The 12,413-nt window shown below is 38.5% G+C and carries 8 protein-coding genes, 4 tRNA genes and 3 rRNA genes; 8 read left to right on the top strand and 7 right to left on the bottom strand.

The annotated features are described in order from the left end of the window. Window positions 1-179 precede the first annotated feature (179 nt). Window positions 180-267 (bottom strand) — tRNA-Ser (locus FJOH_RS10960). Window positions 268-506: 239 nt separating this feature from the next. Here FJOH_RS10960 and FJOH_RS26805 point away from each other — a divergent pair. From FJOH_RS26805 to FJOH_RS26960, 8 genes are all read left to right on the top strand, one after another. Further along, window positions 507-698, top strand: coding sequence for a hypothetical protein (locus FJOH_RS26805; RefSeq protein ID WP_143160143.1), 192 nt, complete (start codon window positions 507-509; stop codon window positions 696-698). Window positions 699-1,537: 839 nt separating this feature from the next. Further along, window positions 1,538-3,051: ribosomal RNA gene (locus FJOH_RS10965) — 16S ribosomal RNA — on the top strand. 125 nt (window positions 3,052-3,176) lie between these two features. After that, window positions 3,177-3,250: transfer RNA gene (locus FJOH_RS10970), tRNA-Ile, on the top strand. 140 nt (window positions 3,251-3,390) lie between these two features. After that, a tRNA-Ala gene (locus FJOH_RS10975) sits at window positions 3,391-3,464 on the top strand. Window positions 3,465-3,651: 187 nt separating this feature from the next. Further along, window positions 3,652-6,535 (top strand): 23S ribosomal RNA (locus FJOH_RS10980). Window positions 6,536-6,687: 152 nt separating this feature from the next. Next, a 5S ribosomal RNA gene (gene rrf, locus FJOH_RS10985) occupies window positions 6,688-6,797 on the top strand. Together the 16S, 23S and 5S rRNA genes with 2 tRNA genes alongside form the textbook arrangement of a ribosomal RNA operon. 1,007 nt (window positions 6,798-7,804) lie before the next feature. Beyond that, window positions 7,805-7,954 carry an OmpA family protein gene (locus FJOH_RS26955; RefSeq protein ID WP_159436652.1) on the top strand — a complete coding sequence of 50 codons (150 nt, stop codon included), beginning with the start codon at window positions 7,805-7,807 and terminating at the stop codon, window positions 7,952-7,954. An 18-nt stretch (window positions 7,955-7,972) separates the two neighbouring features. Further along, entirely contained in the window at window positions 7,973-8,197 is a 225-nt protein-coding gene (locus FJOH_RS26960) for a hypothetical protein (protein WP_044047673.1), read from the top strand. Here the strand turns inward: FJOH_RS26960 and FJOH_RS26535 are convergent. The 6 genes from FJOH_RS26535 to FJOH_RS11020 all read right to left on the bottom strand — a co-directional run bounded on the left by FJOH_RS26535 (window position 8,148) and on the right by FJOH_RS11020 (window position 12,410). Further along, the gene (locus FJOH_RS26535) at window positions 8,148-8,384 is read right to left on the bottom strand and encodes a PDDEXK nuclease domain-containing protein (protein ID WP_081432668.1); all 237 of its coding nucleotides are present in this window, start codon (window positions 8,382-8,384) and stop codon (window positions 8,148-8,150) included. The two genes, FJOH_RS26960 and FJOH_RS26535, sit on opposite strands and share 50 nt — an antisense overlap. 92 nt (window positions 8,385-8,476) lie before the next feature. Then, window positions 8,477-8,564: transfer RNA gene (locus FJOH_RS11000), tRNA-Ser, on the bottom strand. 151 nt (window positions 8,565-8,715) lie between these two features. Continuing rightward, entirely contained in the window at window positions 8,716-9,114 is a 399-nt protein-coding gene (locus tag FJOH_RS11005) for an acyl-CoA thioesterase (protein ID WP_012024176.1), read from the bottom strand. 1 nt (window position 9,115) lies between these two features. After that, a complete protein-coding gene (gene ribB / locus FJOH_RS11010) occupies window positions 9,116-10,246 on the bottom strand; it encodes a 3,4-dihydroxy-2-butanone-4-phosphate synthase (RefSeq protein ID WP_012024177.1) in 1,131 nt (376 codons plus the stop codon). Window positions 10,247-10,248: 2 nt separating this feature from the next. Then, window positions 10,249-11,709: an LptF/LptG family permease gene (locus FJOH_RS11015; RefSeq protein ID WP_012024178.1), complete on the bottom strand. Its 1,461-nt coding sequence runs from the start codon at window positions 11,707-11,709 to the stop codon at window positions 10,249-10,251. Window positions 11,710-11,717: 8 nt separating this feature from the next. Beyond that, the gene (locus tag FJOH_RS11020; protein WP_081432686.1) at window positions 11,718-12,410 is read right to left on the bottom strand and encodes a LolA family protein; all 693 of its coding nucleotides are present in this window, start codon (window positions 12,408-12,410) and stop codon (window positions 11,718-11,720) included. Window positions 12,411-12,413 lie beyond the last annotated feature (3 nt).

Here is a 12,413-nt window from a genome sequence, read left to right on the forward strand (position 1 = left end):
TACCAGATTTTTTTGATAGCTGCCAGTTCTCTAAAACTGCTTAGTTTAAAGATAAATGTGCCGAATACTTAGGATACTTGCATGTCATTCATTGGTAATTTATAGTAAAAACAGAAAAACCTTTAAATCTTGAGATCTAAAGGTTTTTGTTTTTTGAAAATTTCTTTCGAAACTTCATCTGGCGGAGAAAGAGGGATTCGAACCCCCGGACCTGTTACAGTCAACAGTTTTCAAGACTGCCGCATTCGACCGCTCTGCCATTTCTCCAGTATGTCGCTCTCATTGCCTGATTGCGGGTGCAAATATAGAATGTTTTTTTGATTTCAGAAATTTTTTTGACAGTTTTATAAAGGAAATAATTTTTATCCAAGTGTATAACTTTAATTTTGGAAACTAACTCCTTGTGAAACAAAGGTTGTGGCTTCGATAATTTGCTCGTAAAAAAAAACATAATTTACGATTACTTTTATATTTTTTGACAAATCAATGGACTGAAAATATCAATCTTGATTATTTTTTTATTCATCTTTTTTATGACTGGTTCAATTGTGCCTGCGGTTGCGGATACAAATTTAAGTATTTGTAAATTTAATGCAGCTTTGAAAAGTGATGTCAAAATAGGCTGTATTTTAATCAAAATCAGGGCTTTTTATAAAATGTTTTTCCTTATTGTAGATCAAGAAAATCCAAAAACATAATAAAGCTAAAGTTTCACATGCCAATGTTGGATGAAATCCGCATCCGTCACTTGTATTTCCAATAGTATTGCTGTTGGAAATAATGCTATTAAAACATCATTATTACTAACGTTTTAGAAGCGGCACGCTTATATTTGTCACTATCCTTATATATGAATAAGGAAATTCCTGAAAAAAAAAGAAAAGTGTAATTACGAAAATAGACAAGCCTAAAGAATTTTTTTAAACTCTTAGTCAAATTTTGATTGAGTTTTTTTTTATGATTCTGCCATCTGAAAATTTTAAAAAACAGTTTTAGTTGGAACGATTTGTTTTTAATGTTTTAATTCAATGTTGTTTTGAGGAGCTGAAATAGATTTTTTATAAAACAACTGCGAAAAGCTTTTAAAAATGATTTTTTTTTAATCCTCTTGTTAATTTCTAGGAAAGCTTTATTATGTTGATTATTTGTTTTACGGCTAAAAAAGACATTTTCGTGACATTTTTTTATTTAAGACTTGATATGTATTAATTGTGTTTTTATTTAAAATTTTATATTGTAAGAAAAATATTTAATATTTATTTAAATTTTTAAGTCCTAAGCTTTAGATTATCAGAAAGTTAGAAAAAAGTTTTAAAAAAAATAAAAAATAATCGTGAAAAGCCTTGTGAATGCTGATAAACTGACTACTTTTGCACCCGCTTTGAGAGACAAGCGAAAGACAAAAAAATACGTTCGTAGACATATTGAATTGACAGCCGTTTTAACAGAGATGTTAGAACAAAAGAAATAAGAGTAATAGAATCGAAAGATTCGAAAAGAACCGATAGATATTCATCGCAATATAATATTAAAATATACGATGAAGAGTTTGATCCTGGCTCAGGATGAACGCTAGCGGCAGGCTTAACACATGCAAGTCGAGGGGTAGAAGTCTTCGGGCTTTGAGACCGGCGCACGGGTGCGTAACGCGTATGCAATCTGCCTTTCACAGAGGGATAGCCCAGAGAAATTTGGATTAATACCTCATAGTATTATAGAGCGGCATCACTTTATAATTAAAGTCACAACGGTGAAAGATGAGCATGCGTCCCATTAGCTAGTTGGTAAGGTAACGGCTTACCAAGGCCACGATGGGTAGGGGTCCTGAGAGGGAGATCCCCCACACTGGTACTGAGACACGGACCAGACTCCTACGGGAGGCAGCAGTGAGGAATATTGGTCAATGGACGCAAGTCTGAACCAGCCATGCCGCGTGCAGGATGACGGTCCTATGGATTGTAAACTGCTTTTGTACGAGAAGAAACACTCCTATGTATAGGAGCTTGACGGTATCGTAAGAATAAGGATCGGCTAACTCCGTGCCAGCAGCCGCGGTAATACGGAGGATCCAAGCGTTATCCGGAATCATTGGGTTTAAAGGGTCCGTAGGCGGTTTAGTAAGTCAGTGGTGAAAGCCCATCGCTCAACGGTGGAACGGCCATTGATACTGCTGAACTTGAATTACTGGGAAGTAACTAGAATATGTAGTGTAGCGGTGAAATGCTTAGATATTACATGGAATACCAATTGCGAAGGCAGGTTACTACCAGTTTATTGACGCTGATGGACGAAAGCGTGGGGAGCGAACAGGATTAGATACCCTGGTAGTCCACGCCGTAAACGATGGATACTAGCTGTTGGGCGCAAGTTCAGTGGCTAAGCGAAAGTGATAAGTATCCCACCTGGGGAGTACGAACGCAAGTTTGAAACTCAAAGGAATTGACGGGGGCCCGCACAAGCGGTGGAGCATGTGGTTTAATTCGATGATACGCGAGGAACCTTACCAAGGCTTAAATGCAGACTGACCGATTTGGAAACAGATCTTTCGCAAGACAGTTTACAAGGTGCTGCATGGTTGTCGTCAGCTCGTGCCGTGAGGTGTCAGGTTAAGTCCTATAACGAGCGCAACCCCTGTTGTTAGTTGCCAGCGAGTGATGTCGGGAACTCTAACAAGACTGCCAGTGCAAACTGTGAGGAAGGTGGGGATGACGTCAAATCATCACGGCCCTTACGCCTTGGGCTACACACGTGCTACAATGGCCGGTACAGAGAGCAGCCACTGGGTGACCAGGAGCGAATCTATAAAGCCGGTCACAGTTCGGATCGGAGTCTGCAACTCGACTCCGTGAAGCTGGAATCGCTAGTAATCGGATATCAGCCATGATCCGGTGAATACGTTCCCGGGCCTTGTACACACCGCCCGTCAAGCCATGGAAGCTGGGGGTGCCTGAAGTCGGTGACCGCAAGGAGCTGCCTAGGGTAAAACTGGTAACTAGGGCTAAGTCGTAACAAGGTAGCCGTACCGGAAGGTGCGGCTGGAACACCTCCTTTCTAGAGCCTGAGTGTTAGCAGTAATGCACGCTTAGGAAAAATGATGAAATTTAAAGGTTTTGAATTTTAGATTGTATTACTCTTGCTGTTAATTTAAAAAAAATGATAAAAATTAAGTAAAACAGAGTCTCGTAGCTCAGCTGGTTAGAGTACTACACTGATAATGTAGGGGTCGGCAGTTCGAGTCTGCCCGGGACTACTTTTTAAGAATTGACAATTAATACTTGTTAATTGATAATTAAAAAGACTGAAAAGCTTAAAAAGAAGGAAATTCTAGAGTTGAAAGATTACGAATTACAAATAATTCCTAATTCATAATTCACAATTCATAATTAGATTGGGGGATTAGCTCAGCTGGCTAGAGCGCCTGCCTTGCACGCAGGAGGTCAACGGTTCGACTCCGTTATTCTCCACGATTTTAGTCATAAAGATTAAAGTCATAAAGTCCAAAGTGATTCACTTGACGACTTTTGACTTTTGACTAGATAAAGTTCATTGACATATTGAGATAAGAAAATAATAAGAAAGTAGAAAGCGTTTTTTACAATTTTATTGTAAAAAACAAAAAAAACGGTCTTGTTTTAAGTAACAAGATTGGTACAATAAGCAAAATAAGGGCGTATGGGGAATGCCTAGGCTCTCAGAGGCGATGAAGGACGTGATAAGCTGCGAAAAGCTGCGGGGACTGGCACACACAGATTGATCCGCAGATATCCGAATGGGGCAACCCGCTATATTGAAGATATAGCACACCGATAGGTGGGCAAACCCGCTGAACTGAAACATCTAAGTAGGCGGAGGAGAAGAAAACAAAAGTGATTCCGTAAGTAGTGGCGAGCGAACGCGGATTAGCCCAAACCAGTGCTGTTACGGCAGTGCTGGGGTTGTAGGACCACGACATTTTATGCATGCAGAACCGGAAGTTACTGGAAAGTGACGCCAAAGAGGGTGATAGCCCCGTATGGGTAATAAATGTAATAGATAGTGGTATCCTGAGTAGGGCGGGGCACGTGAAACCCTGTCTGAATTCGGCGGGACCATCCGCTAAGGCTAAATACTCCTGAGAGACCGATAGTGAACCAGTACCGTGAGGGAAAGGTGAAAAGAACCGTGAATAACGGAGTGAAATAGATCCTGAAACCATACGCTTACAAGCGGTCGGAGCCCTTTCGTGGGGTGACGGCGTGCCTTTTGCATAATGAGCCTACGAGTTAACGCTGCTGGCAAGGATAAGTACTTCAGGTATGGATCCGCAGCGAAAGCGAGTCTGAATAGGGCGCTTTAGTCAGTAGTGTTAGACGCGAAACCGTGTGATCTACCCATGGGCAGGTTGAAGCTGTGGTAACACACAGTGGAGGACCGAACCGGTTGACGTTGAAAAGTCTTCGGATGACCTGTGGGTAGGGGTGAAAGGCCAATCAAACTCGGAAATAGCTCGTACTCCCCGAAATGCATTTAGGTGCAGCGTTAGTTATAAAGTTATACAGAGGTAGAGCTACTGATTGGATGCGGGGGCTTCACCGCCTACCAATTCCTGACAAACTCCGAATGCTGTATAATGTTCACTAACAGTGAGGGCTTGGGTGCTAAGGTCCAAGTCCGAGAGGGAAAGAACCCAGACCATCAGCTAAGGTCCCCAAATATATGCTAAGTTGAAAGAACGAGGTTTGTCTGCCCAGACAGCTAGGATGTTGGCTTGGAAGCAGCCATTCATTTAAAGAGTGCGTAACAGCTCACTAGTCGAGCGGACGAGCATGGATAATAATCGGGCATAAGCATATTACCGAAGCTATGGATTTGCAAGTAATTGCAAGTGGTAGGGGAGCATTCTAACAGGGTTGAAGGTTTTTCGTAAGGAGGGCTGGACTGGTTAGAAAAGAAAATGTAGGCATAAGTAACGATAATGCGGGCGAGAAACCCGCACACCGAAAAACTAAGGTTTCCACAGCTATGCTAATCAGCTGTGGGTTAGTCTGGTCCTAAGGCGAACCCGAAAGGGACAGTCGATGGCTAACGGGTTAATATTCCCGTACTACTAATTACTGTGATGGGGTGACGGAGTGATGAAAGCGCCGCGAACTGACGGAATAGTTCGTTGAAGTACCTAGCTATAGGTCCTGTAGTAAAATGCGCAGGAACTGGTGAAATACGATAGTACTCGGAGTCTTCGGACAAAGAGATAGTGCGCCTAAGGGCTTCCAAGAAAAACCTCTAAACTTCAGGTAATTAGTACCAGTACCGTAAACCGACACAGGTAGTTGAGGAGAGAATCCTAAGGTGCTCGAGAGATTCATGGCTAAGGAATTAGGCAAAATAGACCTGTAACTTCGGGAGAAAGGTCGCCCTGAGCAATCAGGGCCGCAGTGAAGAGGTCCAGGCGACTGTTTATCAAAAACACAGGGCTCTGCAAAATCGTAAGATGAAGTATAGGGCCTGACACCTGCCCGGTGCTGGAAGGTTAAGAGGAGATGTTATCTTCGGAGAAGCATTGAATTGAAGCCCCAGTAAACGGCGGCCGTAACTATAACGGTCCTAAGGTAGCGAAATTCCTTGTCGGGTAAGTTCCGACCTGCACGAATGGTGTAACGATCTGGACACTGTCTCAGCCATGAGCTCGGTGAAATTGTAGTAACGGTGAAGATGCCGTTTACCCGCAGTGGGACGAAAAGACCCTGTGCACCTTTACTATAGCTTAGTATTGACCTTGGATAAATGATGTGTAGGATAGGTTGGAGACTATGAAGCGGCGTCGCCAGGCGTTGTGGAGTCATTGTTGAAATACAACCCTTTGTTTATCTGAGGCCTAACCCCGCTATGCGGGGGACAGTGCTTGGTGGGTAGTTTGACTGGGGTGGTCGCCTCCAAAAGAGTAACGGAGGCTTCTAAAGGTTCCCTCAGTACGCTTGGTAACCGTGCGTAGAGTGCAATGGCATAAGGGAGCTTGACTGAGAGACATACAGGTCGATCAGGTACGAAAGTAGAGCATAGTGATCCGGTGGTTCCGCATGGAAGGGCCATCGCTCAAAGGATAAAAGGTACGCCGGGGATAACAGGCTGATCTCCCCCAAGAGCTCATATCGACGGGGGGGTTTGGCACCTCGATGTCGGCTCGTCACATCCTGGGGCTGGAGAAGGTCCCAAGGGTTGGGCTGTTCGCCCATTAAAGTGGCACGCGAGCTGGGTTCAGAACGTCGTGAGACAGTTCGGTCTCTATCTACTGCGGGCGTTAGAAATTTGAGTGGATCTGATTCTAGTACGAGAGGACCGAATTGGACTAACCTCTAGTGTATCTGTTGTCCCGCCAGGGGCACCGCAGAGTAGCTACGTTGGGAAGGGATAAGCGCTGAAAGCATATAAGCGCGAAACCCACCACAAGATGAGATTTCTTTTAAGGATCGTGGAAGATGACCACGTTGATAGGCTATAGATGTAAAGGCAGTAATGTCATAGTCGAGTAGTACTAATAATCCGTAAGCTTATGTACACCCTTTTCCCGGGCCGAAAGGCCCGGGAGGAAACTTTCTAAAACAAAAACTTACTTTTCTTTATCTCAGTATGTTAAAATATTGTTTAATTGATAATTAACAATTTATAATTGATAATTAATAATTAAAAGCTGCTAGCAGCGAATGACCTTAAGGTGGTTATTGCGGCGGGGCTCACCTCTTCCCATCCCGAACAGAGAAGTTAAGCCCGCCTGCGCAGATGGTACTGCAGTTTTGTGGGAGAGTATGTCGTCGCCTTTCTTTTAAGAATCCTCATCATTTATTTGATGAGGATTTTTTGCTTTTATGAATGTTTTGAACGAAGAACCCAAATCTTCGCCGTTTTGTAAACCTTTAATTTAAAAACTGTCCGGATTTAATCATAATATATAGCAGGATTTCCTGCACCTGAAACCACAGGAAAGGTCTTTATAATGAAACCCCGGAATAGTTTATTTTTCCTTACGTCGCGGTCAAAATGCAGTAAATTCTCAAGCTGCGTTATCGGAATTTTTTTGGAGCACTTATGTATTAGGAACTCAGCTTGCCAATTGTGAAACTGATTTATGGGATAGAATAGGGGGGTATAAGTACACCAAATTCACTTTTTTAGTATTTCAATAGAAAATCATTAACAAAAATTAAAATACCAACGAACTAAAACAATAATAGTATTATTCTTTTTTTTTTTTTTTTTTTCAAATAAAGAAGGCAGAGTTGGAAACGATGATCTTTATAAATTCATGGAAACAAGAAAATTGTTCTGCGAAAAAAAAAACTAACAGGAATAGTATTGGACTCTTAGATAAATGAAGTATTGTCTGGTGCAAAAGTAATTATGCTTAACGATAAATATCAGCCAATTGCAGAAGTTATTTCAGCCGAAGATGGTTTCATATAGTTTTGATTTGAAATGTTACAGAATCGATTACATAAGAGAGTTTCAAAAGAAGATTATGAAACGGCAGAAACTCCGACCAATTCATCCGTCAGATGAGAATCCTAAACTTGATGTTAAGTTAGAGAGAATAATAAAACCAATTAAGGTTGGTGCAGATTTAGTCAAAACTTTAAATATGCCTACAATATATTTTGGTTTAGACTAATAATTATATAACAAAAAAAGCCGCTTTTGAACTTGAAAAAGTTCTAGCTGTAATGCAGTAATATCCAAAAAAGAAAATTGAAGTTCGTTCGACAGCAGATAATCTAAAAAAAATACAATATGGATTTGTCTAATAAAAGAGCAAAAGCTACAACAGGCTGGTTTGTTAAAAAAAGGAATTGCAAGTGATAGAATTTCATGCAGAGGATATGGCGAAAGCCAGTCTGTGAATCGTTGTACAGATAATGTCAATTGTACAGAAAAAGAACATCAGGCAAACCGAAGAAGTGAATTTATAATTGTTTCATTTTAATAAAAATGTTTTCTATATATGAAAAAGGATAAACAACCAGTAAATAGAAAATATACTAAAAGAGCATTATTGTTTATAGAAATACAAAACGATTATTTCTATAAAGGAAAAATGGAATTGGAAGGAAGTTATGAAGCTGGTTATAAGCAAAAAGGGGTTTGGAAATTTTCAGAAAGAAAAGAAAACTGGTTGTTCATACTACTCCAACATTTTTATAAGCGCACAGCAATATTTCTATGGTAGCGTTGTCGTTTTTTTTAATGCGTTCATAATAATTTACAAACATCTGCAATTGTCCAATATTCTGACGGGTAGGTTTGTACGTTTCAATTTCTATCAAAACAAAGCATTGAATCAATTGATTGTATAAAACCATGCCTGCAAAAAAAAACTGGGTAACTAATAGGGTAACCATTCTTTGATAAAGCATGTGCTTTTTGAAAAGTATGCAAAAACTAAAAAGCCTTTAAACGCTAATGTTTAAAGGCTTTTAATTTTTAAAGTTTCTTCTGAAACTTCATTTGGCGGAGAAAGAGGGATTCGAACCCCCGGACCTGTTACAGTCAACAGTTTTCAAGACTGCCGCATTCGACCGCTCTGCCATTTCTCCAGTATGTCGCTCTCATTGCCTGATTGCGGGTGCAAATATAAGACGGTTTTTCGGTTCTCAAAACTTTTTTCAGACTTTTTTTGAAACTTTTTTTAAATAATTTTCAAGTATCTAGTTATCAGTATTTCCGAAAATGAGCTTTTTTGAAAAATTATTCTAAATCGTCTAAAATTGGTGTTGGTTTTTTATTTTCATCAACTGCGACAAACGAAAAAGTTCCAGAAACTACCGTTTCGCGAAGTTCAGAATACATTTGTTCCATGAAAATATCAACATGAATTTTACAACTTGTTCTTCCAACACTGTCGACTTTTGCTACTAATTCAATTAAGGTTCCTGCTGGAATTGCTTTTTTGAAGTCAATTTGACCTGTAGAAATTGTAACTACTTTTTTACGGCTGAAGCGAGTAGCGCAAATAAAAGCTACTTCGTCCATTAAATGAAGCGCAGTTCCGCCAAATAAAGTATCGTAATGATTTGTTGTGCTAGGGAAAACCGCTTTAAAAATACGTGTCTCCGATTTTAAAATTCTTTCTTCTACAGTTCCCATATTAGTAAGTTACATATTCAGTGATTTCAAGGCCATATCCAATCATTCCAACGCGTTTTGTCTGCTCAGTATTAGAAACTAATCTAATCTTAGAAATGTCAATATCATGAAGGATTTGAGCTCCAATACCGTAATCTTTACTATCAATGATTACTTTTGGTGCTTTCAAAGTTCCTTGCGCCTGTAATGATTTAAGTTCAGAAATTCGGTTTAACAGATTTACGGCCGTCATATCCTGATTAATAAAGATAACAGCACCTTTGCCATTTTCATTTATTACTTTAAACATGTCATCTAACTGCTGTTCGGCATTATTCGTTAAAGTACCCAATAAATCATTATTAACCTGTGAAGAGTGAATTCTCGTTAAGATTGGTTCACCAAGATTCCAGGTTCCTTTTGTTAAAGCGATATGAATTTGTTTGTTTGTAGTCTGCTCGTATGCTCTTAGTCTAAAAGTCCCAAAACGGGTTTCGATATCAAAATCTTCTTTTTTGACAATCAAACTGTCGTGCTGCATTCTGTAGGCAACCAAATCTTCAATTGAAACTAACTTTAAATTGAATTTTTTGGCCACTTTTATTAATTCAGGTAAACGCGACATTGTACCATCTTCATTTAAGATTTCACAGATAACACCTGCAGGTTTAAATCCCGCCAGACGTGCAAAATCTATAGCAGCTTCAGTATGTCCTGTTCTTCTTAAAACGCCTCCTTGTTTGGCAATTAAAGGGAAAATATGTCCAGGACGGGCTAAATCGTGAGGTTTAGTATTTGGATCAACTAATGACTGAACAGTTTTTGAACGGTCAGCAGCAGAAATACCAGTTGTAACGCCATGTCCTTTTAAATCTACAGAAACTGTGAAAGCAGTTTCCATGTGATCTGTATTGTTGGTAACCATTGCACGTAAATCAAGTTCCTTGCAGCGGCTTTCAGTAAGCGGTGTGCAAATTAATCCGCGTCCGTGTGTAGCCATAAAATTGATCATTTCCGGAGTTACTTTTTCGGCTGCAGCCAAAAAATCACCTTCGTTTTCGCGATCCTCATCATCGACTACAATGATTACTTTACCTTGACGAATATCTTCTATAGCTTCCTCAATGGTATTCATTTGGATTTTTGTTGACATAATTATTGTTTGTTTTGAGCTGGTTTAAACCGCTCATAAATTTTTTGAAACAGTTGTGAAATAGGAGTGGTTATTGCATCAAAATTAATTAATCCGTTATCATTTGTGGCACGATACGTTAATAATATGGCCAATGGTGAAAGAATAAATGAAGACATCCATGAACCCATAAAAGGACTCATACCGCCTTCTTGTGATAATCTTTTTCCAAAAGTATTGATGAAATGAAAAGTAATAAAAATTAAAACTGCAAAAACGATTGGCAGACCAAGTCCTCCTTTTCGAATAATAGCGCCTAATGGAGCGCCAATAAAGAACATTAAGAAACAAGCAAAAGCAATAACAAACTTTTCATACAATGCAGTTAAATGCTTGTTGATTTCACGTTGTTTGTCTTTTAAGTCTTTTTGTGTCGTTTCGATTGAGTAAATGTTGCTCGTAACATTACTGCTTGCCATTTTTAAAACATCAGATTTCTCTTTGTTTGTATATAAAGTTAAAAGATCGTTTGGGAGATTTTTTTTCTTTTTGGCTTTTTCTATCTCGCTTTGAGGAATAGATTTTCTAATTCCAACACGCTGGTTTATATTTTCAGAGAATGAAATGATTTCATTGTCAAGATTTTTGTTCAATGAATCTAATGTATAACGCAATTCGTTTACGTTTAGCATGGCATTTGTGCCCTCAATACTTTCTTTACTGTCATCGACTTTATTTAATTCAGATAAATCAATGTTGATGATGTGTTTTTTGAAAGCAGCTTTTATAAAAGGAAGTTTAGCGCGGTCCTCGTATTTTTTTGGAGTAACATCCTGATAGTAAAAACCGTTATTTAAAACAAGTTTCAAAATACTCGATTTCTCACTGCTGATTAATTCACCGTCTTTGGCCTTAATAACAGTTTTGTTTTCACCAATGTTATTTGCTTTCTCATGAATGGTAACGCCGGTTAAAATATTACCGTTTTCACCGGATTTTTTATTGACTTTAATGTTGTAAGTTCCAACATCATTAAACTGGCCTTCGGCAATTGCCATCGCAGGTTTAGCCTGAGCAATATTTTTACGGAAGTTTACAAATTTATATTCAGCATAAGGAATAACGTTATTGGCAAACCAAAACGCTACTATACTTAAAACAAATATAAAAATGATTAAAACCCGCATGGCTCTTTGAAGCGAAATTCCGGAAGATTTCATGGCTGCGAATTCATAATTTTCGGCTAAATTTCCGAAAGTCATAATCGAAGCCAAAAGAACCGAAAGCGGTAAAACCAGCGGAATAATACGAGGCATAGAAAAAAGCAGGAATTTCACGACCAGTAATAAGTCGAGATCTTTACCTGCTAGTTCTGATATAAATAGCCATACTGTTTGAAGTATGAATATGAAAAATAAGATTACAAATACCGTAGTAAATGTAAATAAGAATGTTTTTAATAAGTATTTGTCTAGAATTTTCAACCTTCTGATTAATCTAATTTATTGATGTAGTATTTCGGGTATTTACTCGCTACAAATGTAAATTGATTTTTTGATAATGGCTGATTGGTTTTAAAAGAATTAACGGTTAAAGTTGTTTTTGTTCCGTTTTTTCCAGTTTCAATCAAATTATAGATGTGTTTTGTCTGAACGTCAATACCTAACAAAATTTCTTTTCTTTGGTCTTTTCCTGTAGTCGGCACTAATTTAATGTACTGGATTTTTCTTCCTTTCACATTTTGTACTATATCCATAGTGTATTTGTAACCAGAATTAAAGAACGTAAGCATTTTTGAAGGCGTAACAGCATTATCGTCTTTTTCGTTTACTTTAGAAACAGTAACTTCTTCGTCTTCAGGAACAATTGTATAGGTTTTTTGTCCGTCGAAAATTTTAGTAACGCCCATAAAATTCAATACATATTGATTTCCTTTCATAGTAACATTTCCTTTACTATCCTGATTGATGTTTTCTTTGGCGTTATTTAAAGAATATTTAAAGTCGATTACGATGTTATCGTAGCTTTTTATTTTTGTAGTTACTTCGTTCAATAAATCTTTAGCTTTTTTATCCTGAGCCTGAATAGAAGTGAAGCTCAAAAGCAAAATAACTGCTATTTGAAAACACTTTTTAGTCATGTTAAAGATAGAATTGTTGTTGATTTCCTGAATTTTTGTTCTCATGAT

This window comes from Flavobacterium johnsoniae UW101, from assembly GCF_000016645.1.
GTDB lineage: Bacteria > Bacteroidota > Bacteroidia > Flavobacteriales > Flavobacteriaceae > Flavobacterium > Flavobacterium johnsoniae.